This is a genomic window from Luteimonas sp. A482 (assembly GCF_054072655.1).
On sequence record NZ_JBSVRO010000005.1, the window covers coordinates 1 to 21,813 of the forward strand.

The 21,813-nt window shown below is 69.1% G+C and carries 24 protein-coding genes; 5 read left to right on the forward strand and 19 right to left on the reverse strand.

Annotated elements, in window-relative coordinates:
• Positions 1 to 219: 219 nt before the first annotated feature.
• The 4 genes from ACW5DW_RS13620 to ACW5DW_RS13635 form a co-directional block, all read right to left on the reverse strand.
• Positions 220 to 1,443, reverse strand: a complete 1,224-nt coding sequence (locus ACW5DW_RS13620; RefSeq protein WP_457019886.1) for an MFS transporter — start codon at positions 1,441 to 1,443, stop codon at positions 220 to 222.
• A 100-nt stretch (positions 1,444 to 1,543) separates the two neighbouring features.
• A complete protein-coding gene (locus ACW5DW_RS13625; protein WP_457019592.1) occupies positions 1,544 to 3,589 on the reverse strand; it encodes a prolyl oligopeptidase family serine peptidase in 2,046 nt (681 codons plus the stop codon).
• A 64-nt stretch (positions 3,590 to 3,653) separates the two neighbouring features.
• Positions 3,654 to 4,454: a spermine/spermidine synthase domain-containing protein gene (locus ACW5DW_RS13630; protein ID WP_457019594.1), complete on the reverse strand. Its 801-nt coding sequence runs from the start codon at positions 4,452 to 4,454 to the stop codon at positions 3,654 to 3,656.
• 299 nt (positions 4,455 to 4,753) lie between these two features.
• Complete coding sequence (locus tag ACW5DW_RS13635; RefSeq protein WP_457019596.1) at positions 4,754 to 5,542, reverse strand: hypothetical protein; 789 nt, start codon at positions 5,540 to 5,542, stop codon at positions 4,754 to 4,756.
• Between ACW5DW_RS13635 and ACW5DW_RS13640 the strand changes: the two genes are divergently transcribed.
• A complete protein-coding gene (locus ACW5DW_RS13640) occupies positions 5,534 to 6,028 on the forward strand; it encodes a hypothetical protein (RefSeq protein ID WP_457019597.1) in 495 nt (164 codons plus the stop codon). The two genes, ACW5DW_RS13635 and ACW5DW_RS13640, sit on opposite strands and share 9 nt — an antisense overlap.
• Before the next feature lie 179 nt (positions 6,029 to 6,207).
• Positions 6,208 to 7,296 carry a tetratricopeptide repeat protein gene (locus tag ACW5DW_RS13645; RefSeq protein WP_457019598.1) on the forward strand — a complete coding sequence of 363 codons (1,089 nt, stop codon included), beginning with the start codon at positions 6,208 to 6,210 and terminating at the stop codon, positions 7,294 to 7,296.
• A gap of 1 nt (position 7,297) precedes the next feature.
• Here ACW5DW_RS13645 and ACW5DW_RS13650 read toward each other — a convergent pair whose 3' ends face one another.
• The 4 genes from ACW5DW_RS13650 to rlmE all read right to left on the reverse strand — a co-directional run bounded on the left by ACW5DW_RS13650 (position 7,298) and on the right by rlmE (position 11,370).
• Positions 7,298 to 7,564, reverse strand: coding sequence for a DksA/TraR family C4-type zinc finger protein (locus ACW5DW_RS13650; protein WP_457019600.1), 267 nt, complete (start codon positions 7,562 to 7,564; stop codon positions 7,298 to 7,300).
• 55 nt (positions 7,565 to 7,619) lie between these two features.
• Complete coding sequence (gene folP / locus ACW5DW_RS13655) at positions 7,620 to 8,519, reverse strand: dihydropteroate synthase (protein ID WP_457019601.1); 900 nt, start codon at positions 8,517 to 8,519, stop codon at positions 7,620 to 7,622.
• A gap of 258 nt (positions 8,520 to 8,777) precedes the next feature.
• Complete coding sequence (ftsH, locus tag ACW5DW_RS13660) at positions 8,778 to 10,760, reverse strand: ATP-dependent zinc metalloprotease FtsH (RefSeq protein ID WP_457019603.1); 1,983 nt, start codon at positions 10,758 to 10,760, stop codon at positions 8,778 to 8,780.
• Positions 10,723 to 11,370 (reverse strand): 23S rRNA (uridine(2552)-2'-O)-methyltransferase RlmE, encoded by a 648-nt coding sequence (gene rlmE, locus ACW5DW_RS13665; RefSeq protein ID WP_457019605.1) that lies wholly within the window; start codon positions 11,368 to 11,370, stop codon positions 10,723 to 10,725. Before rlmE ends, ftsH begins: the two co-directional genes overlap by 38 nt.
• Positions 11,371 to 11,502: 132 nt before the next feature.
• Between rlmE and yhbY the strand changes: the two genes are divergently transcribed.
• Both yhbY and ACW5DW_RS13675 read left to right on the forward strand, forming a co-directional pair.
• On the forward strand, positions 11,503 to 11,808 hold the full coding sequence (yhbY, locus tag ACW5DW_RS13670; protein ID WP_457019607.1) for a ribosome assembly RNA-binding protein YhbY: 306 nt from the start codon (positions 11,503 to 11,505) through the stop codon (positions 11,806 to 11,808).
• A 13-nt stretch (positions 11,809 to 11,821) separates the two neighbouring features.
• Positions 11,822 to 12,196 (forward strand): Mth938-like domain-containing protein, encoded by a 375-nt coding sequence (locus ACW5DW_RS13675; RefSeq protein WP_457019609.1) that lies wholly within the window; start codon positions 11,822 to 11,824, stop codon positions 12,194 to 12,196.
• Positions 12,197 to 12,519: 323 nt separating this feature from the next.
• Here the strand turns inward: ACW5DW_RS13675 and ACW5DW_RS13680 are convergent, their stop codons facing one another.
• From ACW5DW_RS13680 to surE, 4 genes are read right to left on the reverse strand one after another with little or no spacing between them, the layout of a single operon-like run.
• Positions 12,520 to 13,293, reverse strand: a complete 774-nt coding sequence (locus tag ACW5DW_RS13680) for a peptidoglycan DD-metalloendopeptidase family protein (protein ID WP_457019610.1) — start codon at positions 13,291 to 13,293, stop codon at positions 12,520 to 12,522.
• A 46-nt stretch (positions 13,294 to 13,339) separates the two neighbouring features.
• Positions 13,340 to 13,993 carry an exopolysaccharide biosynthesis protein gene (locus tag ACW5DW_RS13685; protein ID WP_457019611.1) on the reverse strand — a complete coding sequence of 218 codons (654 nt, stop codon included), beginning with the start codon at positions 13,991 to 13,993 and terminating at the stop codon, positions 13,340 to 13,342.
• A gap of 4 nt (positions 13,994 to 13,997) precedes the next feature.
• The gene (locus tag ACW5DW_RS13690) at positions 13,998 to 14,681 is read right to left on the reverse strand and encodes a protein-L-isoaspartate(D-aspartate) O-methyltransferase (RefSeq protein WP_457019613.1); all 684 of its coding nucleotides are present in this window, start codon (positions 14,679 to 14,681) and stop codon (positions 13,998 to 14,000) included.
• Positions 14,681 to 15,463, reverse strand: coding sequence for a 5'/3'-nucleotidase SurE (surE, locus tag ACW5DW_RS13695; protein WP_457019615.1), 783 nt, complete (start codon positions 15,461 to 15,463; stop codon positions 14,681 to 14,683). Before surE ends, ACW5DW_RS13690 begins: the two co-directional genes overlap by 1 nt.
• Positions 15,464 to 15,566: 103 nt before the next feature.
• On the opposite strand from surE, the gene ACW5DW_RS13700 reads away from it, so the two are divergent.
• Positions 15,567 to 16,106: a Smr/MutS family protein gene (locus ACW5DW_RS13700; RefSeq protein WP_457019616.1), complete on the forward strand. Its 540-nt coding sequence runs from the start codon at positions 15,567 to 15,569 to the stop codon at positions 16,104 to 16,106.
• 36 nt (positions 16,107 to 16,142) lie between these two features.
• Here the strand turns inward: ACW5DW_RS13700 and truD are convergent, their stop codons facing one another.
• The 7 genes from truD to kdsA all read right to left on the reverse strand — a co-directional run bounded on the left by truD (position 16,143) and on the right by kdsA (position 21,756).
• Positions 16,143 to 17,225, reverse strand: coding sequence for a tRNA pseudouridine(13) synthase TruD (truD, locus tag ACW5DW_RS13705; protein ID WP_457019618.1), 1,083 nt, complete (start codon positions 17,223 to 17,225; stop codon positions 16,143 to 16,145).
• Positions 17,222 to 17,701, reverse strand: coding sequence for a 2-C-methyl-D-erythritol 2,4-cyclodiphosphate synthase (gene ispF, locus ACW5DW_RS13710; protein ID WP_457019620.1), 480 nt, complete (start codon positions 17,699 to 17,701; stop codon positions 17,222 to 17,224). Before ispF ends, truD begins: the two co-directional genes overlap by 4 nt.
• Entirely contained in the window at positions 17,698 to 18,150 is a 453-nt protein-coding gene (locus ACW5DW_RS13715; RefSeq protein WP_457019622.1) for a hypothetical protein, read from the reverse strand. The genes ispF and ACW5DW_RS13715 overlap by 4 nt, the downstream gene beginning before the upstream one ends.
• Positions 18,147 to 18,908: a 2-C-methyl-D-erythritol 4-phosphate cytidylyltransferase gene (ispD, locus tag ACW5DW_RS13720; protein ID WP_457019624.1), complete on the reverse strand. Its 762-nt coding sequence runs from the start codon at positions 18,906 to 18,908 to the stop codon at positions 18,147 to 18,149. Before ispD ends, ACW5DW_RS13715 begins: the two co-directional genes overlap by 4 nt.
• Complete coding sequence (gene ftsB, locus ACW5DW_RS13725; protein ID WP_457019625.1) at positions 18,905 to 19,237, reverse strand: cell division protein FtsB; 333 nt, start codon at positions 19,235 to 19,237, stop codon at positions 18,905 to 18,907. The genes ispD and ftsB overlap by 4 nt, the downstream gene beginning before the upstream one ends.
• 12 nt (positions 19,238 to 19,249) lie before the next feature.
• Positions 19,250 to 20,536, reverse strand: a complete 1,287-nt coding sequence (eno, locus tag ACW5DW_RS13730; RefSeq protein WP_457019626.1) for a phosphopyruvate hydratase — start codon at positions 20,534 to 20,536, stop codon at positions 19,250 to 19,252.
• A 386-nt stretch (positions 20,537 to 20,922) separates the two neighbouring features.
• The gene (kdsA, locus tag ACW5DW_RS13735) at positions 20,923 to 21,756 is read right to left on the reverse strand and encodes a 3-deoxy-8-phosphooctulonate synthase (RefSeq protein ID WP_457019627.1); all 834 of its coding nucleotides are present in this window, start codon (positions 21,754 to 21,756) and stop codon (positions 20,923 to 20,925) included.
• Positions 21,757 to 21,813 lie beyond the last annotated feature (57 nt).

Here is a 21,813-nt window from a genome sequence, read left to right on the forward strand (position 1 = left end):
AGGCGGGGTGTATCGCAGGAGCGGCCATGGATGGCCGCGCCGGCAAGTCGCACATGGATGTGCGACCGAGCCGGCCGTGATACACCCCGCCTGCCGCGGCCCGGCCCGAAGACGCGGCCCCGCCTTTCACCAGACGAGCCACAACGGGCACGCCACTTCGCCCTCGAACACGCCGCCCTGCTTCAACTCATCGAGGAACGCGGCTGCTTCCGACCAACCCTAGCGAGCAGCCGGATCCCGACGCACCACCAGCAACGCAAGCAGCGTCAACACCCCCATCGCCGCGAGATACCACCCCACCGAGGCGAGTCCGTAACGCTCACCGAGCCGCGTGGCGATGTACGGCGCCGGCGATGCGCCAATGATGCCGGCCATGTTGAACGCCAACGACGCGCCCGTGTAGCGCACCGCGGTCGGGAACATCTCGGCCAGGATCGTGCCGCATGGCCCGTAGGTCAGCCCCATCGCGCCCAGCCCCAGCGCGAGGAAAGCCAGCACACCCCAATCGCTGCCCGACTCCAGCAGCGGCGCGAACAGGAACCCGAACGCGATGATCAGCACCGTCGCCGTGATCATCGCGTTGCGCCTTCCGAACCGGTCCGCGTACAACGCCGACAGCGGAATCGTCAGCGCGAAGAACAGCACCCCCAGCATCTGCAGCAGCAGGAAATGCTCGCGCGAATACCCAAGCTTCGACGTCGCCCAGCTCAGCGCGAATACCGTCATCAGGTAGAACAGCACGAACGTCGCCACCAGCGCCAACGTCCCGCTGAGCAGTGCGAAGGGATGGTCGCGCACCACCGCCACCATCGGCAGCCGTACCCGTTCGTCGCGGTCGACCGCACGCTGGAAGTCCGGCGTCTCGGTGATGCGCAGCCGCACCCACAGCCCGACCAGCACCAGCACCGCGCTCGCCAGGAACGGAATGCGCCAGCCCCAGGCCAGGAAGTCGGCATCGCTCATCCAGTGGGTCAGCGCCAGGAACACGCCGGTCGAAAGCAGGAAACCGATTGGCGCGCCGAGCTGTGGGAACATGCCGTACCACGCGCGCTTGCCTGGCGGCGCGTTCTCGGTGGCCAGCAGCACGGCCCCGCCCCACTCGCCGCCCAGGCCCACGCCCTGCCCCAGCCGGCACAGCGCCAGCAGCAGCGGCGCGACGATCCCCGCCTGCGCATAGGTCGGCAGCAGGCCAATCAGCACGGTCGACACGCCCATGGTCAGCAACGCAGCAACCAGGGTCGCCTTGCGTCCGACCCGGTCGCCGAAATGCCCGAACAACGCCGACCCGAACGGCCGCGCAATGAACGCCAGCGCAAACGTCGCAAACGATTGCAGTGTCGCGGTGGTCGGGTCGCCCGGCGGGAAGAACAGGTGCGGGAACACCAGCACCGCCGCCGTGGCGTAGATGTAGAAATCGAAGAACTCGATCGTGGTGCCGATCATGCTGGCCAGCAGCACGCGTCGCTTCGCCGCGCCGGTCGCGTATACGCCCGGCTGCACCGCCGCCCTCACGCCGCGGCACCCGTGCGGGAGCGGGGTCGACTCACTTCTTCGCGCCCGCAGCCGGCAACGCGTAGTCGAGTTCGTAGGCTGGCGGCTCGCCGCCCGGACCCTTGAGATAATGATCCATCCACTGCATCAGCCGCAGCGAATAGTCGTAGCGCGAGGCCGCACGCGCGTTGCCGTGCCCTTCGCCCGGATACAGCACCAGCCGCACCGGCGCCTGGCCCGCGAGCTTGAGGTAGCGGTAGAGCATGTACGACTGCATCACCGGCACGCGTGGATCGGCTTCGCCGTGCAGGATCAGCGTCGGCGTCTTCGACTGCTGCGCATAGGTGATCGGACTGGTCTTGCGGAACAGCTCGGGATCTTCCCAGGGCCAGCTGCCCATGTGCACCAGGTTCTGTTCCCAGGGAATGTCGCCGGTGGTAACGAGGCTGGCCTGGTCGGAAATGCCCACGAACATCACCGACGCGGCGAAGCGCTCGCTGTAGTAGGTCGCGCCCCAGGCGCTGGCGTAGCCGCCGTAGGAGGCGCCAGTGATGCCGACCTTGTCGCCATCGACCAGGCCGATCGAGACGAGGTGGTCGACGCCATCCACCACGTCGTCGAACTCCTCCATGCCCGGCCGCCCGAAACCCTTCTTCGAGAACTCCACCCCGCGTCCGGTGCTGCTGCGATAGTTCGGCAGGAACACCGCATAGCCCTGCGCCGCGGCGTGATGCAACGGCTGCGCGTACGAGGTCAGCCAGCCGTTGGTGTAGTGCGACTCCGGGCCACCGTGCACGACCACGATCAGCGGCACGCGCGCATTGCCGCGGCGCTGCAGCGGATGCACCAGCAGGCCTTCAATCTCCAGGCCATCACGCGCGGCGTAGCGGATCACTTCCTGCCGCGCCAGGCTTACGTCCTTGAGCCAGGGATTGCTGTGGGTCAGCCTTTGCGGCGCGGTCGCGCCGGCAGGCATCAGGAAGACTTCGGAAGGGTGCGCCGGCGTGCTGCCGACCAGCGCGATGTCGCCGCCGCTGGAGCGGTTGAATCCACTCCAGACCGGGCCCTCCGCCGCCAGCACGGTGCGCTGCGTGCCACCGTCGACGCCGATCTCGCCCAGACGCGCTTGCACGCCCTCGTAGCTGAGGAACTGCAGGGTGGCCGCGTCACGCCATTCCACGTCCACCACATGCCCGGGCAGGCCCGGCAGCAGGTCGCGCCAGGCGCCACCATCGCGGCCCACGACGAACAGCCGTCCCTGCTGCGCGTCGTGCTTGTCCTCGGCAGAAATGAAGGCCAGGTGCGCCCCGTCCGGGCTCCAGGACAGGCCACCCACCTTGCCGGGATTGTCGACCGTGCCCAGCACCCGCCCCTCGGGCGACACGATGCGTACGCGGGTGAACACCAGGGTGTCGTCGGTCAGCTGGCGCGGCGCGACGGTCAGGCCGAGGCGGTCACCGCCCGGGCTCCACTGCACCGACTGCACGCTGCCCTCGACCTCCACCAGCCGCGGCTGCGCAGCCACGTCGCCCACCTCTGCGATCCACAGCTGCACCGGCCGCCAGTCCTCCTCGTAGACCTTCTGGCTGAAGCCCTTCTTCTTCAGCGCCTTGAGTGCGTCGCTCTCGGGCTCGGACGCCAGCAGCGCAACGCGGCGCCCGTCCGGCGACAGACTGAAGGCGGTGATGTCGGACTTCAGCTTCGCGATCGCGACCGATTCGCCGCCATCGACCGGGATCCGGTACAGGGTGCGCGTGTCGTCGCCTTCGCGCTTGGCCAGGTATGCCAGCGAGCGGCTGTCGGGCAGCCATTCCGCGCCGCCCACGTTGACCTTGCCGGTGACAAAGCCGCGGCTGGCGCCCTCGCGCGTCGCCACATGCAGTTCCGCGCGGGCCGGGCCATCGTCGTCCACGCCAGGCTCGCGCGGCACCGACAGCACGTAGGCCACGTGCTGGCCATCGGGACTGATCTCCGCGCGCGTGACGCTGCGGGTCTTCGCCACCTGTTCGAGCGTCAGCCCGGCGTTGGCCGCAAGGGCCGGCCAGGCCAGCGCAAGCAGCAGCAACAGGCCTGCGGCCCGCGAGATCGTTCGACGCATCGGTGAGTCCCCTTCTGGCGTAAGCCGGAGACTTTCGCGCGGCAAAGCCGTGATGGCAAGACCGTCAGCCGTTCTGCCAGGCCAGCGCCACCCGGGTGAACACTTCGGCCAGTTCACGCCCCGCTGCAGGTGGCATGCGGGCGACGATGGCCGGCAGGTCGATGCGCCCGCCGGGGAATGGATCGCCCTTCCATGCGAACACCACGCGGTTGCTCTGCCGCGCCTCCTCCAGCACCCGCACCCGCTGGCGGCCGAAGCTGCGCTGCAGCTTGCGCACATGGTTGCGGAAATCGGTGGCATACAGGTTGCCGGCGAGCACGCCGCCGGGCACCAGCGCGTCGCGGCAGTCGTCGTAAAATTCTTGGCTCGACAGCGCAGCGGGAATTCCGGTTTCGTCGTAGCCGTCGACCAGCAGGATGTCCAGGCAGCCGCGCCGCTCGCGCACGAACTGCGCGCCATCGGCCAGCATCACCTGCAGCCGCGCATCGTCCGCCGGGACGCGGAAGCTGCGGCGCAGCGCCAGCACCTGCGGGTTGTTCTCGGCCACCTCGAGTCGCGTATCGGGCAGATGGCTGTGGCAGAACTTCGCCTGCGAGCCGCCACCCAACCCGATCATGCCGATCAGCGCGGGCTGCGGGCGAAACAGCAGGGCCGCCATCATCGTGCGGGTGTAGTCGATGAGCAGGTGCCCGGGCTGGAAGGTGCGCATCCGGCTCTGCGACACGCCACCTGCGAACTGCAGTTCGGTGTAGCGCCAGCCGCGCTTGACGCGCGCGGTCTGAGTGGCGCTGGCCGCGGGCGCGTCAGGCGGGCCGCGAAAACGCGCGCGCCACTTGTCCCACCAGCGTGTATGCCCCTGCGTCATGGACTTCCCTGCTCCCGGTTCGATCCGCGCGGAAGACTAACCGAAAGCCATCGCCACGCACCGCGGTGCCAAGCGTTGACACGCCCGCTGCGGATGGTTGCCGCATCGTTCAACTGGAACCGGTTTCGCCGTCCCGGCGCTGAATCCGCAGGGGAATCCTCAGAAGCGGTTCATTGCCGCCGGGTCAACACTATGCCCTGTGCCGACGGGGTGTCGGCAGGGGTCCGACGATGAAGCAGCTCACCTCCCGACGCATCCTGCACACCGCGCTCGTATTTGGCCTGGCCCTGGTGACGGCGCTACCGGCGCTGGCGCAGGAGCGCGAACGCGAGCGCCGCGAACAGCGCACGCAGCGCAACCAGGAGTCGCGCCGCACTGAAGCGCCGGACCGGCGCGAAGCCGCAGACAGGCCGCAGGCGCAATCGCGCCAGCCGCAGCGCGCCGTCTCGGAGCCGCGCCAAGGCCAGTCGCGCGAGCAGGCGGGACGCCAGCGCGACGCGACCACACCACGACAGGACGATGCGCGGCAGCAGCGCGCCCGCCAGCAGGCGCAAGCCGAAGGCCAGCGCGAGAGCGCGCGACGCCAGCAGCTCCAGGCGTCGCAGCGCGAGGGCGCAAGACGGCAGCAGGCGTCGCAGCGGGAACAGGCGCAGCGCGGGCAGGCAGTCCGGGACGGACAGCAGCGCGACCGCGCCGAAGCGCAACGGCGCCAGCAGGCGCAGCGATCGGAGTCTCCGCGGCGCGAGACCGGCGGCGAAGCACGGCGCCTGCAGCTGGCGCAGCGCGACGATGCGCGTCGCGGCCAGGCGCAGCGCGACCAGGTGCAGCGCGAGCAACGCGAACGCCAGCAGCGCCAGCGCATCGAATCGCCGCGGCGCGACATCGCCGGACCCGAGCCGCGGCGCGGGCAGGTCGAGGTGCCGCGTCGCGACGACCGCGGCCGCGATGTCTCGAACCGCATCGACCGTCAGCGACAGGAAAGCCTGATCCGCACCGAGCGCCAGCGTGCCGAGCAGTTTCGCCATGACCGTGAGCGCCAGCAGCGGATGGCCGAGCAGCGCCACGCCGAGCGCGGTCGCATGTTGCAACAGCAGCGGCGCATGGCCCAGTACCGCTACCAGCGCGACTATCACGCGCGCCTGCGCGACCAGGAGCGCCGCTGGCGGAACACGTCCTACGACTACGCGCGCGACCCCTACTTCCACACGCCCGCCAGCTATCGCTACAACTACGGCGGCCGTTGGCACCAGACCAACCGCTACGGCGCCGACCTGATGCGCGATGCCGTTCGCCACGGCTACAGCGAAGGCCTGCGCGCCGGGCGCGCCGACCGCGACGACGGCTGGCGCTACGACTACCGGGACAGCCATGGCTACGTCGATGCCAGCTATGGCTACAACGGCCACTACATCGCACAAGACCAGTACACCCACTACTTCCGCCAGGGCTTCGAGCGCGGCTACGAGGACGGCTACCACGGCCGCTCGCAGTACGGTCGTCGCGACGAGGGCGGCAATTACACCGTCCTGGCCGCTGTGCTGGGCGTGATCCTGGGGCTGCAGCTGTTGAACTGACGGAGACCGGCAGTACCGGACCCGTCTGCAAGTGCTGGCCCACGTAGCGTGCAAACGGCCCGCCAGCACCCCCGCACAAGCGGCGAGTACGCTGCAGCCCATGTGCGCCGCAGTGCAGCAACCGCCTCACTGGCGCAGGCGTACACTCCGGGAACGCGCGGGACATGGGAGGCCTCGTCATGTTCGCATCGCTGCTCGGCATCGCCTTGGCCATTGCGCCAATCGTCGCGACGCCACCACCGCCCGCACCGGCGCCTGCCCCGCCGCCGCAGGCCGAAGAAGTCTTCGCCATCCCGCCAGCGCTGCGCGAAGCCTTGCATGCGCAGGTCATCGTGCCAGGTGGAAATTCCGACCAGCAGCGCCTCAACCGGCTGGTCCGCTTCCTGTTCGATCCTGCCGGCCTGGGCATGAGCTACCAGCACGACGCCGACCACACCGTCACCGAGGCGTGGCAGACGCGCAAGGCCAACTGCCTGAGCTTCACGCTGCTGACGATCGCACTCGCGCGTGAGGCGGGCATCGACGCCTACGGCCAGGAGATCAACCGGATCCTGTCCTGGTACCGCGAGGGCGACACCCTCTACTTCAGCAACCACGTCAATGCCGGAATGCGCGCAGGCGGACACCGCTATACGGTCGACGTGGCCAGCGACAGCATCCTGAGCGGCGAACCACCCCGGCAGATCGATGACACGCGCCTGCTGGCGATCCTCTACACCAATCGGGCCGCGGGCCTGCTGGCACGCGGCCAGTATGTACAGGCCGGGGACTACATGGCCGCGGCTTTCCGCGCCGACGACAGCTACCCGGCCGCCTGGAACAACGCCGGCGTCATGGCGCTGCGTACAGGCAGGAAGGACGATGCGGAGCGCGACTTCCGCAGGACGCTGGATCTGGACAGCACGCACGAGGGGGCACTGATGAACCTCGCCGCGTTGCACGCCTCCCGCGGCGAGCGGAGCGAGGAACTCCAGTTGCGCAGGAGGATCGACAGGATCCAGCGCCGCAACCCGTTCCACCACTTCCTGCTGGCGACCGAAGACGAAACGCAGGGGGATTACGCGAGCGCAGCGAAGGGCTACCGGCGAGCGATCGCCCTGTACGACGGCGAACACCAGTTCCATTACGGGCTCGCCCGCGCCTACCTGCACTTGGGTCAATACCGCAAGGCGGGCGATGCCCTGCGCCGCGCGCAGTCGCTTGCCAGCCGCAGTACGGCGCAGCGTTACCAGGCCAAGCTGGACCAGCTTGCCCGCAAGGGGCTGTAGCTCAGCGCAGTTGGCTGTCCTTGCTGCCGCGCCGGTTGTAGCCGCTGTGTTCCTGCTCGTCGCGCTCTTCGGCCTCCTGGCAGGCGATGCACAGCCGCACGCCGGGCATGGCCTGCCGCCGCGCCTCGGGAATCGGCGCGTCGCACTCCTCGCAGTGCAGACGCGCAGGCCCCTGCGGCAGCTGGCTGCGCGCGCGCTTGATGCCGTCCTTCACGGTCGCGTCGATCTGGTCCTGCACCGCGCCGTCACCCGCCCAGCCCGTGGCCATCACGTCCTCCATCGTCCACACAATGCCGATGCGGCCTGTTTACCGCATCCGGCGTTCAGATCCCGTCGGGCCAGCTGATTTCGGGCGCGCTGCCCGCCTTGCGCAACTCCGGCACCTCGGCCACGGCCTGCCAGACCTTGAGCGCATCGACGGTCGCCGCGACATCGTGCACGCGCACGATGCGGGCGCCGCGCTGCGCGGCCACCAGGTGCGCCGCCACCGAGCCATGCACGCGCTCGCGCGGCAACTCGCGCCCGGTCAACTCTCCGATCGTGCGCTTGCGCGAAAGCCCGGCCAGCACCGGCACGCCGAGCTCGAGGAAACGCTCCAGCCGCGCCAGAAGCTGCAGGTTCTGCCCGGTGGTCTTGCCGAAACCGAAGCCCGGGTCGACCACGATGCGCTTCTTGGGGATGCCCGCCATCTCGGCGACGAAGATTCGCTCGGCAAGGAAGCGGTGGACCTCGCCGACCACGTCGTCGTAGTCGGGCGCATCCTGCATCGAGCGCGGCTCGCCGAGCATGTGCATCAGCACCACCGGAACACCCAGCGCGGCCGCCGCGTCGAGTGCGCCTTCGCGCCGCAGCGCGTACACGTCGTTGACCATGCCCGCGCCCGCCCCGACCGCAGCGCGCATGACTTCGGGCTTGGACGTATCGACACTGATCGGCAGGTCCGTTTCGCGCGCGAGCCGCTCGATCACGGGGACAACGCGGCGCAGTTCCTCGTCCAGCGGCACCTCTTCGGCACCGGGCCGGGTCGATTCCCCGCCCACATCGAGAATGTCCGCGCCTTCCGCCGCCAGCCGCAGGCCATGCGCCACGGCCGCGTCGATGTCGAAATGCGCGCCACCGTCGGAGAACGAATCGGGCGTGACGTTGACGATGCCCATGATCCGGGTGCGGTCCAGGCGCAGGACGCGGCCGGCGCAGTCAAGCTGGGGAGCGGTGTCGAACATCGGGAGCCGGGAGTTGGGAGTGGGGAATCCGGACAAGCCTATCGATTTGTCAGCCCGAGTGCAGCGGAAGAGCCGGCTGACGCCTCGGCGTTCGCGAGGACAGGGGTGCACCCGGGACACCCAGCTATCGGCACGCGCTCCTGACCGAGAATGGCAACGGCGGCTCGCCGAATCCCGCAAAGCGCGAAGGCGCCAGTTGCCCGGCGCCCTCGTTCAATCCATCCAGTGACCCGGGCATCCGCCGAAGCGGACAGGCAGTCAGGTCTGCTCAGCAGGCCCGCCGATCGGCGGCAGCGGCTGCGAATCGCCGTCACCGTCCTTGCCGCCACCCTTGCCCGATTCGGTCCAGCCGATCGGCGGCGGCGGATCGCGGCCTTCCATGATCGCGTCGATCTGCGGCACGTCGATGGTCTCGTACTCCAGCAGCAGCTTGGCCATCGAGTGCAGCTTGTCGAGGTGCTCGGTGAGGATCGCCTTGGTGCGGTTGTAGGCGTTGTCCAGGATGTCGCGCACTTCCTCGTCGATCTTGCGCGCGGTCTCGTCGGACACGCTCTTGTGTTGCGTGACTGAACGCCCCAGGAACACCTCGTCCTCTTCCTCACCATAGGCGACCGGACCGAGCTGGTCAGACAGACCCCACTTGGTGACCATGCTGCGGGCCATCTTGGTGGCCCGCTCGATGTCGTTGGACGCACCGGTGGTGACCTTATCGGTGCCGAAGATCAGCTCCTCGGCGACGCGTCCGCCGTACAGCGTCGCCAGGCGACTGTGCAGGCTCTCGCGGGTGGAGCTGTAGCGATCACCCTCAGGCAGGAACTGGGTCACGCCCAGCGCGCGGCCGCGCGGGATGATGGTGACCTTGTAGACCGGGTCGTGGTCCGGCACCAGGCGGCCGACGATGGCGTGGCCGGCCTCGTGATAGGCCGTGTTGGTCTTCTCTTCCTCGCTCATGGCCATCGAGCGGCGCTCGGCACCCATCAGGATCTTGTCCCGCGCCTTGTCGAAGTGCTCCATGCGCACTTCCTTGGCGTTCTCGCGCGCGGCAAACAGGGCCGCCTCGTTGACCAGATTGGCGAGGTCGGCGCCGGAGAACCCAGGGGTGCCGCGCGCGACCACCATCGGCTCGACGTCGTCGGCACGCGGCACCTTGCGCATGTGCACCTGCAGGATCTGCTCGCGGCCGCGCACGTCCGGCAGGCCGACCACCACCTGGCGGTCGAAGCGGCCGGGGCGCAGCAGGGCCGGATCGAGCACGTCGGGACGGTTGGTCGCGGCGACCACGATCACGCCCTCGCCGCCCTCGAAGCCGTCCATCTCGACCAGCAGCTGGTTGAGCGTCTGCTCGCGCTCGTCATGGCCACCGCCGAGGCCAGCGCCGCGATGGCGGCCGACCGCGTCGATCTCGTCGATGAAGATGATGCACGGTGCGTGCTTCTTGGCCTGCTCGAACATGTCGCGCACGCGGCTGGCGCCGACGCCGACGAACATCTCCACGAAGTCGGAACCCGAAATCGAGAAGAACGGCACCTTCGCCTCGCCGGCGATGGCCTTGGCCAGCAGCGTCTTGCCGGTGCCGGGCGGGCCGACCATCAGCACGCCGCGCGGGATCTTGCCGCCCAGCCTCTGGAAGCGCGACGGATCGCGCAGGAACTCGACCAGCTCGGACACTTCCTCCTTGGCCTCGTCGCAGCCGGCGACGTCGGCAAAGTTGACCTTGGTCTGGTCCTCGTTGAGCAGCTTGGCGCGCGACTTGCCGAAGGACATCGCGCCCTTGCCGCCGCCCTGCTGCATCTGCCGCATCATGAAGAACCAGAAGCCGATGATCAGCGCCACCGGCAGCAGGTTGATGAGGATGTAGATGAACGACGGGCCGCTCGAGGGCGGCGCGGCCTGGATCTCGACCTTGTGGTTGATCAGGTCGTTCATCATGCCTTCGTCGCGGCGCGGCGCGATCACGGTGCCGCTCTCGCCGCCCTTGGTGACGAATTCGATCGACTTCTCGTCCTCGGCGATCTTCACCGATTTGATCTGGTCGCGACGCACCTGCTCCATGAACTGCGAGTAGCGCACTTCGCTGGTCGCGCCGGTGCCTGGATTGAAGCTGTTGAACACCAGCATCAGCACCACGGCGACCATTGCCCACAGCAGGAGGTTTTTCACCAGGTCATTCATCGGGATTTCCGCGACTCCAATGGGGTTGATGCTACTTGATTGCCGCCAGCTTGCCCTGCGCCAGCGCATAGACTTCCGGCGAACGCTTGCGCGAGGCCGCGGGCTTGCGGACCACGACCTTCGCGTAGCGCTTGCGCAGGTCGCGCACGAAATCGTCGAAGCCCACGCCCTGGAACAGCTTGATCAGGAACGTGCCACCCGGCTTGAGGTGGCGATCGGCGAAATCCATCGCCAGTTCGGACAGGTAGATCGCACGCGGCTGGTCGACCGCGTCCATACCGCTCTTGTTGGGGGCCATGTCGGATAACACAAGGTCGACGGGCTGCCCGGCCAGGAGAATCTCAAGGCTCGATAAGATCGCATCCTCCCTGAAATCGCCATGAAGGAACTCGACGCCCGCCAGCGGCGGCATCTCCAGGATGTCCACGGCGATGACGCGCCCGGCCCGCGCCGGGTCCAGGCGATCGAGTTCCTGGCGAAGCCACTGCGACCAGCCGCCGGGCGCGGCGCCCAGGTCCACCACCAGCATGCCCGGCTTGAGCAGCCGGTCGCGTTCGACCAGTTCCTCGAGCTTGTAGGCCGCGCGCGAGCGCAGGCCCTCGGCCTGGGCCTTCTTCACGAAGGGATCGGAAAAGTGTTCCTTCAGCCAGCGCTGGCTGCTCTTGCTGCGGGTCGCCATGACGTTCTTCCCCTCCCGCTTGCGGAGGAGGGCCGGTGGGGCCGTGGGTGCGGTCGTGCCGCACGCAGCCCCGGGAAGGGAGTGCGGGCGGCATGATACCCTGCGCATCCCCTGTCCACCGCCGAATTCCCGATGTCCATCGCCCTGACCGCCGCCCAGAACCGCTTCCTGCGCGGGGCAGCGCACGACCTCAACGCGATGCTGCAGGTGGGTGGCAAGGGCGTGACCGACGCGCTGGTGGCCGAGGTCGACGGCGCCCTGGAACACCACGAACTGGTCAAGGTGAAGGTGGCCGCGGCCGACCGCGAGGGACGCGACCAGCTGATCGGCGAGATCGCGCGCCGCGTCGACGCCGCACTGGTACAGCGGATCGGCCACGTGGCGGTGCTGTACCGCCCTTCGAAGGACAGGCGCCAGATCGTCCTGCCCCGCGCCTGACGCGGCAACCGCCATGCAACTGTTCCACGAACAACCCGATTTCGAATTCTTCCTGCGCGGCGCGGACGGGCGCTCGGCCCTGGTCAACCAGCGCCGCCTGGAGGTCAGCTTCATCGTCGCTCCGGACCGGCTGGTCGAAGGCTGGCCGGTGGCGGACGCCCTGACCCTGCAGGTCGCCGAGCTGGCGCCCCTGTTCGCGCTGGAGCCGGAGCTGATCCTGCTCGGCTGTGGCGGCAGCCAGGCGTTCCCATCGCAGGAGGTGCTGGCGGCCTGCCTGTCGCGCGGCATCGGCCTGGAGTCCATGACCAACGCCGCCGCCGCGCGCACCTACAACGTGCTCGCGGGCGAAGGGCGGCGCGTGGTGGCGGGGTTCATCCTCGGGGCGTGAGGACGGTGGCGGCGTGGCTGACGTCGCAAGGCATTCGTGTCGCACCCCGGATCCGTTTCTCCCAAGGACGACATGGGTGCCCGCGTTCGCTGGCATAGGGCTGTCGTGCCGCGGGCGGAATGCGTTCTCGCGAAAAGCGACATGGATGCCAGCATGACGAACAAGGGCGTAGCGGCCCGGTGACGTGGCGACTGACGACCCTGTCGCCAGGTCGTGATCCCTGCGCACGCCGGGATCCATGTTGATCATCCGGGCGCGTACGGGAGCAATTCCCGACCGCGGAGCGCCCAAGAACCCCCGGCGCATCCGCCCGGCACGAAGCCTCAGCGACGCGGCAGGTACTGCAGCGGGTCGACAGGCTTGCCGTTGTAGCGGATCTCAAAATGCAGCATCTCCCGTGAGGCACCGGTGCTGCCCATTTCAGCGATCTGCTCGCCCGCCTTGACCCGGGCGCCCTCGTTGACCAGGCGGCTGCGGTTGTGGCCGTAGGCCGAGAGCCACTGCTCGTCGTGCTTGACGATGACCAGCTCGCCGTAACCGACCAGGCCCGAACCCGAATACACCACCACCCCGTCACCCGCCGCGCGCACCGGCTGGCCGCCCTTGCCGGTGATATCCACGCCCTGGCGGGTGGGATCGCCGGCGGTAAAGCGGTTGAGGATCTGGCCATCGGTGGGCCAGCGCCAGGACACGCTGCTGCGCGGGGGCGGCGGCGTGGTCGCCTGCGGTGGCGCCTGCGTGGGCCGCACCGGCGGACGCTGCGTGGTGCCGGACGTGTTGCGCGTCGCGGCCGTGCGCGATGCCTGCGAGCCGGACTGCGGATAAAGCCGCAGGCGCTGGCCGGGGTAGATCGTGTACGGCGCGCGGACGCCATTCCACAGGGCCAGATCCATTGCGCTGATGCCGTTGTTCACCGCGAGCCGGTACAGCGTGTCGCCCCGACTGACCACGACGCTGGCGCCGGGCTTGGGCGTGGACACCCTGGGCGAACCCGCGCTGCCGGGCGTGCGCACGACCGTGCTGCTGCAAGCGGCGAGCAGGAACAGGCACAGCAGCGCAAGCACGGCTGCTGCGGGCGTTCGCGATCGTGTCGTCATCTTCCGTATGGTCCTTCGGTCCGGCGGAACGGTGGCGGCGCGGCCATCATCCCGCAAGGCGCTTGAACAGTTCCTGCGCAACCAGCCCGCCGCCGCCGATCAGCACGCTGAAATAGACCACGGTGCCGATGTTGGCCAGATGACCGAGCAGCACCGCGCCGCCGTCGCGCTGGATGAAACCGATGGCGTACGCCAGCAGCGCCAGCGCAGGAATGGTGTTGCTGAAAGGCACGAAACTGAACGGCACCATCAGCAGCAGGGCCGCGGCGATGAAAACGAGATTGTTGACGATGTCCTGCACGCGCCCGTCCACCAGCGCCGACAGCCGATGTGGCCGGCTCAGCCGCTCCAGCCGCGCCACCCAGCGCAGTCCGCCGACCAGGCCGGGGCGCAGGCGGTCGGACGGCAGGCGCCGATCGCGCACGCGCGCGGGCACCCAGAGCTGCCGCCCGAGCAGGCGACTGACGCCGACCAGCAGGATCGCCGCGCCGAACACCGTGCTCACGCCCGGGATCGAGACCGGGATCAGGAACACCAGGGTCAGCAGGATCGTGAGCAGCAGCAGGCCTTCGTCGCCGAACAGGTCCAGCAGCTCGCCCAGGCTCACGTGGTCGGGCGGCATGCGCTCGATCATGCCTTCGATCTGCGCGCCGAGGCTCCCCTCGCCCGCGTCGCGCGCGGCGTGCTTGTCTGCTTCCATCGGCTCAGTCCAGGGTGCCCGACAGCAGCGGCACGAACACCACCGGGCCGAGGTCGCGCCGCTCCAGCGCGCCATCGACCTGCTTGCGGAGCATCAGCAACTGCTGGGCGTTGGCCACGCCCACCGGCGCGACCAGCACGCCGCCGGGTGCAAGCTGTTCGGTCAGCGCGTCCACCAGCGCCGCGGCTCCCGCGGTGACCAGGATGCCATCGTAGGGGCCGTTCTCGGCCCAGCCGGCGCGGCCATCGTCGTGCTTGCTGCGCACGTTCAAGCCGAGCGAACGGAAGCGCTTGCGCGCGACACGCAGCAGGTCGCCGATGCGCTCGACGGTGTGCACCTCCAGCCCGAGCGCGGCCAGCACCGCAGCCTGGTAGCCCGAGCCGGTGCCGACTTCCAGCACGCGCAGCGGCTGGTGGCCGTCCTCGAACAGCGCCTCGGTCATGCGCGCCACGACCCAGGGCTGCGAGATGGTCTGGCCGTGGCCGATCGGCAGCGCGGTGTCCTCGTAGGCGCGCGTGGCCAGCGCCTCGTCGACGAACAGGTGGCGTGGCACGGTGCGGATCGCGTTGAGCACGCGCTCGTCGACGATGCCGTTGGCGCGCAGGCGCTCGATCAGGCGGTCGCGCACACGCTGCGAGGTCATGCCGACCCCGATCGCTTCGGGCTGCAGGCGCAGGCGCGGCGTCATCACCGCCGCGGCTCCTTCAGCTCGGCCGCGAGGCTTCCGACCCAGCTCGCCACCTGCTCCAGCGCCTGGTAGCGGGTCAGGTCGACGTGGATCGGGGTGATCGAGATGTGGCCGAAGCGCACCGCGTGGAAATCGGTGCCGGGGCCTGCGTCCATTTCCGGACCGGCCGCGCCGATCCACCACCAGGTGCGGCCGCGCGGATCCACCTGCTTCGTGCAAGGCTCGGCGCGGTGGCGGTTGCCCAGGCGCGTGACCTCGAAGCCGGCGATCTCGCTCCATTCGCGGTCGGGCACGTTGACGTTGAGGATGGTGTCGGCCGGCAGCGGATCGTCCTTCAGCCGTTCCACGATCTCCACCGCCGCGCGCGCCGCGGTCTCGTAGTGGCGCCCGTCGTGGTTGGCAGTGGCCAGCGACATCGCGATCGCCGGCAGGCCGAGGAAGCGCCCTTCCATCGCCGCGGCGACGGTGCCCGAATAGATCACGTCGTCTCCGAGGTTGGCGGTGTTGTTGATCCCGGACACGACGATGTCGGGCTCTTCGTCGAACATGCCGGTGATTGCCACGTGCACGCAATCGGTGGGCGTGCCGTACACGCGCCACACGGATTTCTCGAGCTGCTGCACGCGCAGCGGCATGTCCAGGGTGAGCGAATTGCTGGCACCGGAGCGGTCGCGGTCCGGCGCGACGATCAGGACCTCGTGTCCGGCATCGCGCAGGCCCTGCGCGAGGATGCGGATGCCCGGGGCATCGACGCCGTCATCGTTGCTGACCAGTACGCGCATGAAACTCCGGATCCACCCCTGCCTTGCCGATGTCGCATGCATGATACCGGATGCGCGTCGCACCAGGCCGGACCCTCACCGCCGATCGCGGCATACTTTGCGCATGAGCCACGACCGCAAGCCGCCCGACGACGACGATGCGGCGCTGTTCCGCAGCGCGATCGGGCCGGTGCGCGAACTGCCGCCGGCCGAGGCACCGCCGCAGCGGCCCAAGCCGCGCCCCGCCACGCGAATGGCCGACCTGGACGAGGCCGAGGCCAGGAGCGAGTTGCAGGGCCTGCTGGGCGCGGGTCACGTCGAGGCCGGGGACGCCCTGCGTTACCGCCGCGATGAAGTGTCCGCACGCGTGCTCAAGCGCCTCGCCCAGGGCGAGTACGCGGCGCAGGACGAACTGGACCTGCATCACGCCACTGCCGTGGGTGCCGAAGCCCTGTTGCGCAACTTCCTGCGCGATGCGCGCGACCGTGGCGCGCACTGCGTGCGCGTGATTCACGGCAAGGGTCTGGGTTCTGGCGGCGTGCCGGTGCTGAAGAACCTGGTCGACCGGCTGCTGCGCCAGCGCAGCGACGTGCTGGCCTTCCATTCCACGCCAGCGGCGCAGGGCGGCACCGGTGCAGTGCTGGTGCTGCTCAGGCCGCGCTAGGCGCAGCCGGCGCCACGCAGGCATGACCGCCGCGCGTTATTCCGACGACTGGTCGCCCACGGCCGCGGCCGCGTCCGCAATCGTGCCCAGTTCAAACAGCACGCTGGTCGCATAGCTGCCGGGCGGCAGCGCGAAAGCAAGCCGCAGGGCGCCGTCCGGAAGCCAGGACCATTCAAGGCCTTCCACGCGCAGTCGCGTTGCGCGCCGCTCCTGGCGCAGCCCGGCGGCCTCGAGTCCCTGGCGCAGGCGCAGCGCAACGGGCTCGTCGAGCGCCGCTGTTTCCAGTTCCAGCGCCCGGTCCTGGCTGCGCAGTTCGCCGCGACCCCACAGCGGTGCGGTCGGGTGGATGTCGAACGCCGCAAGCCGGGCGTCCAGTTCCGGATCATGTGTCTGCGGCCCGAACACGCTGCGGCTGCCGTCGAGCATCCACACCTCGCCGTCGAGGCCCTGGTCCCAGTTGCCCGCGGCCACGCGCGCGGCCAGCACGCGGTTGAACAGTGCCGAACGTGCGGCCGAGAGCAGCATCGAGCGCTCCTCGCGGCGCACCCGGCGGCCGGAGAACATCGCCAGGGCCTTGCCGACGTTGCCGCCGCCGTGCCCGAAGCGCTGTCCGCCGAAGCCGTTGGGCACGCCCCGGTCGCGGATCCCCTGCAGCCGCGCCTCGATGGCGTCGGGTTCGCCGCGCACATCGCGCAGCGTCAGCACGAAGCGGTTGCCGGCCAGCGCACCGCGCGGCAGCTTGCGTGAGTGGCGCGCGGCATCCAGCACGCGCAGCGCCTCGCCACTTGCAGCGTCCTCGAACGCAAGCAGCTCCAGCTCCGGCGCCTCGCGCCCCGGCAGTTGCACCGTGAAACGCTGCCGCGTGAGCGCGTGGCGGTCCTTGATTCCTGCGTAGCCGACGGCGGATTCGGCCACGCCGGCCCACTGCGCGATCCGGCGCGCGACGAAGGCGGTGTTGATCGCGCGCTTTTCGACCGTCAGCAGCAGGTGTTCGCCGCTGCCACTGGCCTCGAACCCGTCGATCTCGTCGACGATGAAATCCTCCGGCGCCTGCCGGATGGAGGCCTGCAGCACGGGCGCGCCATGCGCCCGCGGCAGGGCGGCGGGACCGTCGCTCACGCGCGCACGAGCAGGCAGGCCGCCAGCGCGGCGATGCCTTCGCCGCGGCCGGTGAAGCCCAGGCGCTCACTGGTGGTGGCCTTGACGCTGATCGCGTCGATGCCAAGGCCCAGGTCGGCGGCGATCGATTCACGCATCGCCTGCGCGTGCGGGCCGATCTTCGGACGCTCGCAGACCACGGTCACGTCGGCATTGCCCACTTGCCAGCCGCGCGCGCGCAGCAGTTCATTGCAGTGACGGACGAAGACGCGGCTGTCGGCACCTTTCCAGCGCGGATCGGACGGCGGAAAGTGGACGCCGATGTCGCCCAGCGCCAGGGCACCAAGCATCGCGTCGCACAGCGCGTGCAGGACCACGTCGCCATCGCTGTGCGCGAGCACGCCACAGTCATGCGGCACGCGCACGCCGCCGATCATCACGTGGTCGCCTTCACCGAAGGCGTGCACGTCGTAACCCTGTCCAATGCGGATGTTCATGGCTTCAGCAGCTCGGCGATGCGGTGGATGTCGACATGGTTGACGACTTCGTCCCCGGCGGCGGCCACGCCCGGATCGTTGAACAGGCTTTCGCCCGCCAGCTGGCCGACGCGCACGAAGGCACGATGGAACGCCATCTCCGCACCGCCGGTGCGAAAGGCCCTTGCTGCCTGCTCGGCGCAGTCCACGGTGAGGAAACGCTCCAGCACCTCGCCCATCCTCCTGCTCGCATCGTTGCGCTGCGCGTCGCTGACGCGGGCCATGTCGGCAAGGTCGGGATGCAGCGCTAGCGCCGAGAACATCCACTGGGCCAGCACGCGCCTGTCGTCGGCGCCGGCCGCGGCCACCACGCAAGCTTCGAGGCCGTCGGTCGGCGCCTGTGCCCACGCGCTTGCACCTGGAAGCGACGAGGCCATGCCCGCCAGCGCAAGTGCCGCCAGGATCCTCATGCCGCCGTTGCCTCGCCCGATGGCCGCCGCGACAGCAGGAATTCGAACCTGGCGAGGTCGCTGACGGTGGTGATCTTGAAATTGTCCTCGTCGCCCTCGACCAGCAGCGGACGCATACCCTGGCGTTCCATCGCCATTGCCTCGTCGGTGACCTCGACGCCGGCATCGCGCGCGGCCTCGAGCGCGCGCGTGAGCTGCAGGCGCCGGAACAGCTGCGGCGTCAGCGCGCGCCACAGCCGCTCGCGCGGCTCGGTGGCGTCGATGCCGCCGTCGTCGCCGGCGCGCTTGAGCGTGTCGCGCACCGGTGCCGCCAGAATCGCACCCACCGGATCGTTGCGACCGCGTTCGAGCAGCGCGCCCAGGTCGGCGTGGCACAGGTTCGGGCGCGCCGCATCGTGCACCAGCACGAACTCGTCGGCGCGCACCTCGTCGGGCAATGCCTGCAGTGCGGCCAGCACCGAGCCGGCGCGCGTGTCGGCGCCGGTGGCACGCAGCAGCGGCTTGCCGGCGATCGAACTCCAGCCCGGCCAGAACGGATCGTCCGCCGCAAGCGCCACCACCGCGCCACATACGCCAGGATGCGAGAGCAGAGCCTCGAGCGCGTGCGCGATCAGCGGTCGGCCCGCGACCTCGACGTACTGCTTGGGCAGCGTGCCGCCGAAGCGTTCTCCACGCCCGGCAGCCGGCAGGATGGCCCAGGCCTGGACGGGTCGCGCCACTGCGGGCGACAACGCCGGGGTTGCCGTCAGGGGATTCATGGCCTTTCTTCCTCACCTTCAGGCGCTGGCGCGGGCGCCGGCGTGCGCTCGCCGTCGACCACGCGGTAGAAGGTCTCGCCCGGCCGGATCATGCCCAGCTCGTTGCGCGCACGCTCCTCGATCGCCGCTTCGCCGGACTTGAGGTCCGCCACTTCGGCGGCCAGCGCGGCGTTGCGCTGGCCGAGGCCTTCGTTCTGCCTGCGCTGCTCCTGCACGCGCGTGTCGAGCACCTCGACCGCATGCCGGCCGCCGTTGCCGAACCACAGGCGGTACTGCAGGAATCCAAGCAGCACCACCAGCGCCAGCAGCAGAACGCGCAACCAGCGCATGGCGCAGTACCGTCAGCGCTTGAGCGAGACGAACGCGTCGCGGCCGGCGTACTTCGCGCCCGCGCCGAGCGCCTCCTCGATGCGCAGCAGCTGGTTGTACTTGGCCACGCGGTCGCTGCGGGACAGCGAGCCGGTCTTGATCTGGGTCGCAGTGGTGGCCACGGCGATGTCCGAGATCGTGGTGTCCTCGGTCTCGCCGGAGCGGTGCGAAACCACCGCCGCGTAGTTCGCCGCATCGGCCATGGCGATGGCTTCCAGCGTCTCGGTCAGCGTGCCGATCTGGTTGACCTTGATCAGGATGGCATTGGCCGTGCCGCTGTCGATGCCCTGCTTGAAGATCTTCGGGTTGGTCACGAACAGGTCGTCGCCGACCAGCTGCACCTTGTTGCCGACGCGCTCGGTGAGCTGCTTCCAGCCGGCCCAGTCGTCCTCGGCCAAGCCGTCCTCGATGCTGACGATCGGATACTGCGCGGCCCAGTCTGCGAGGAAGTCGACGAACTGTTCGCTGGTCAAGCGCTTGTTCTCGCCGACCAGGTTGTACTTGCCGTTGTCGTGGAACTCGCTGGAGGCCACGTCCAGGCCCAGCAGCACGTCGTCGCCGGCGGCGTAGCCGGCCTTGCCGATCGCTTCGAGGATGGTGTCGAGCGCCTCGACGTTGCTGCGGAAATCAGGCGCGAAGCCGCCTTCGTCACCCACCGCAGTGCTCAGGCCGTGGCCCTTGAGCACCGATTTGAGCGCGTGGAAGATCTCGGTGCCGCAGCGCAGGGCCTCGGAGAACGAGACCGAGCCCACCGGCAGCACCATGAATTCCTGGAAGTCGACGTTGTTGTCGGCGTGCGCACCGCCGTTGATGATGTTCATCATCGGCACCGGCAGCACCGGCGCGCGGCCGTTGGCGAGGTGCTTCCACAGCGGCAGCTTCTTCGAGGCCGCGACCGCGTGGGCGTTGGCCAGCGACACGGCGAGCAGGGCGTTGGCGCCGAGGCGGCCCTTGTTCTCGGTGCCGTCGAGATCGATCAGGCGCTTGTCGAGGCCCGCCTGGTCGTAGGCGTCGAAGTCGGCGAGGGTCTCGGCGATGGTGCCGTTGACGTTGCCGACCGCCTTCAGCACGCCCTTGCCGAGGTAGCGGGTCTTGTCGCCATCGCGCAGTTCCACGGCTTCCTTGGCGCCGGTGGAGGCGCCGGACGGGACGGCGGCGCGGCCGAACGATCCATCCTCGAGGGTGACTTCGGCTTCAAGGGTGGGATTGCCGCGGGAGTCGAGGATTTCGCGGGCGTGGATCCTGGCGATGCTGGTCATGGAGGCGAAAACGTCCGGTGGGTGGAGTCGGCGGTGAGTTTAACGGAGCACGGCGGGGCGTGCCGGGTTTCCTTACTGGATTCCGCGACTTGCGAGTGGTTCGGTTGCCGGGGAAAGCATCGCCTGCGCGGGCCAGGTACGCGGCTGGCAGGTGCCCGAGAGCGTGCGCGTGCGGGGATACGGGAGGCTGCGTTACGGGGGCTGTTGCCGCGAATGTCCCCCGGCGCCGGCCGCTGGCCGCCGCCTCCTCCTTGATTTCGCGGCAACAGCCCCCGCAACGCCGCTGCAGACATGGTTGGCGGTTTGCGAAGGCGAGTGCAAACCACCCTGCCCACAGCAGGGATCTACCTGACCAGCTTGAACACCCGCCCCGCAACGGAGCCTGGCTAGAGCGACTGCTCCGCGAAGCCGTGCCGCTTGGTCACCGCATCGAGTTCCAGGAGCGTTTCGAGCAGGCCTTCCATCCGGTCCAGCGGCCAGGCATTGGGGCCGTCGGACAGGGCCTTGGACGGATCCGGATGGGTTTCCATGAACACGCCCGCCACGCCCACTGCCACGGCGGCGCGCGCCAGCACCGGCACGAACTCGCGCTGGCCGCCGCTGGAGCTGCCCTGCCCGCCCGGCAGCTGCACTGAATGGGTCGCATCGAACACCACCGGACAGCCGGTTTCGCGCATCACGGCCAGCGATCGCATGTCGGAGACCAGGTTGTTGTAGCCGAAGCTCGCGCCGCGCTCGCAGACCATGATCTGCTCGTTGCCGGTCGATTGCGCCTTCTCCACCACCGGCTTCATGTCCCAGGGCGAGAGGAACTGGCCCTTCTTGATGTTCACCGGCTTGCCGGCGCTGCAGACCTTCTTGATGAAATCGGTCTGGCGGACCAGGAAGGCGGGCGTCTGCAGCACGTCGACCACGGACGCCACTTCATCCATCGGCGTGTACTCGTGCACGTCGGTCAGCACCGGCACGCCAAGCTGGCGGCGCACCTCCGACAGCACGCGCAGGCCTTCCTCCATGCCCGGGCCGCGGAAGCTGGTGCCCGAGGTGCGGTTGGCCTTGTCGAAGCTCGACTTGAAGATGAAGTTGATCCCGAGCCGGCCGGTGATCTCCTTCAGCTTGCCGGCGACATCCAGCTGCAGCTGCTCGGATTCGATCACGCAGGGGCCGGCGATCAGGAACAAGGGCTGGTCGAGACCAACTTTGAAGCCGCAGAGGTTCATGGGAAGACCCTTTTTTTTGCCGCGGATTTACGCGGATTACACGGATAAGAGACAGCA

Coding starts and splice junctions, on each gene's coding strand:
- ACW5DW_RS13645 (WP_457019598.1), top strand. CDS start 6,208: ATGTTCGCATCGCTGCTCGGCATCGCCTTGGCCATTGCGCCAATCGTC.
- yhbY (WP_457019607.1), top strand. CDS start 11,503: ATGTCCATCGCCCTGACCGCCGCCCAGAACCGCTTCCTGCGCGGGGCA.
- ACW5DW_RS13715 (WP_457019622.1), bottom strand. CDS start 18,150: ATGAGGATCCTGGCGGCACTTGCGCTGGCGGGCATGGCCTCGTCGCTT.
- ACW5DW_RS13700 (WP_457019616.1), top strand. CDS start 15,567: ATGAGCCACGACCGCAAGCCGCCCGACGACGACGATGCGGCGCTGTTC.
- kdsA (WP_457019627.1), bottom strand. CDS start 21,756: ATGAACCTCTGCGGCTTCAAAGTTGGTCTCGACCAGCCCTTGTTCCTG.
- ispF (WP_457019620.1), bottom strand. CDS start 17,701: ATGAACATCCGCATTGGACAGGGTTACGACGTGCACGCCTTCGGTGAA.
- ispD (WP_457019624.1), bottom strand. CDS start 18,908: ATGAATCCCCTGACGGCAACCCCGGCGTTGTCGCCCGCAGTGGCGCGA.
- folP (WP_457019601.1), bottom strand. CDS start 8,519: ATGTTCGACACCGCTCCCCAGCTTGACTGCGCCGGCCGCGTCCTGCGC.
- ftsH (WP_457019603.1), bottom strand. CDS start 10,760: ATGCGCTGGCGCAGGGCAAGCTGGCGGCAATCAAGTAGCATCAACCCC.
- ACW5DW_RS13630 (WP_457019594.1), bottom strand. CDS start 4,454: ATGACGCAGGGGCATACACGCTGGTGGGACAAGTGGCGCGCGCGTTTT.
- ACW5DW_RS13675 (WP_457019609.1), top strand. CDS start 11,822: ATGCAACTGTTCCACGAACAACCCGATTTCGAATTCTTCCTGCGCGGC.
- ACW5DW_RS13625 (WP_457019592.1), bottom strand. CDS start 3,589: ATGCGTCGAACGATCTCGCGGGCCGCAGGCCTGTTGCTGCTGCTTGCG.
- ACW5DW_RS13650 (WP_457019600.1), bottom strand. CDS start 7,564: ATGGCCACGGGCTGGGCGGGTGACGGCGCGGTGCAGGACCAGATCGAC.
- rlmE (WP_457019605.1), bottom strand. CDS start 11,370: ATGGCGACCCGCAGCAAGAGCAGCCAGCGCTGGCTGAAGGAACACTTT.
- eno (WP_457019626.1), bottom strand. CDS start 20,536: ATGACCAGCATCGCCAGGATCCACGCCCGCGAAATCCTCGACTCCCGC.
- ACW5DW_RS13680 (WP_457019610.1), bottom strand. CDS start 13,293: ATGACGACACGATCGCGAACGCCCGCAGCAGCCGTGCTTGCGCTGCTG.
- ACW5DW_RS13685 (WP_457019611.1), bottom strand. CDS start 13,993: ATGGAAGCAGACAAGCACGCCGCGCGCGACGCGGGCGAGGGGAGCCTC.
- ftsB (WP_457019625.1), bottom strand. CDS start 19,237: ATGCGCTGGTTGCGCGTTCTGCTGCTGGCGCTGGTGGTGCTGCTTGGA.
- surE (WP_457019615.1), bottom strand. CDS start 15,463: ATGCGCGTACTGGTCAGCAACGATGACGGCGTCGATGCCCCGGGCATC.
- ACW5DW_RS13640 (WP_457019597.1), top strand. CDS start 5,534: ATGTTGCAACAGCAGCGGCGCATGGCCCAGTACCGCTACCAGCGCGAC.
- ACW5DW_RS13620 (WP_457019886.1), bottom strand. CDS start 1,443: ATGATCGGCACCACGATCGAGTTCTTCGATTTCTACATCTACGCCACG.
- ACW5DW_RS13690 (WP_457019613.1), bottom strand. CDS start 14,681: ATGACGCCGCGCCTGCGCCTGCAGCCCGAAGCGATCGGGGTCGGCATG.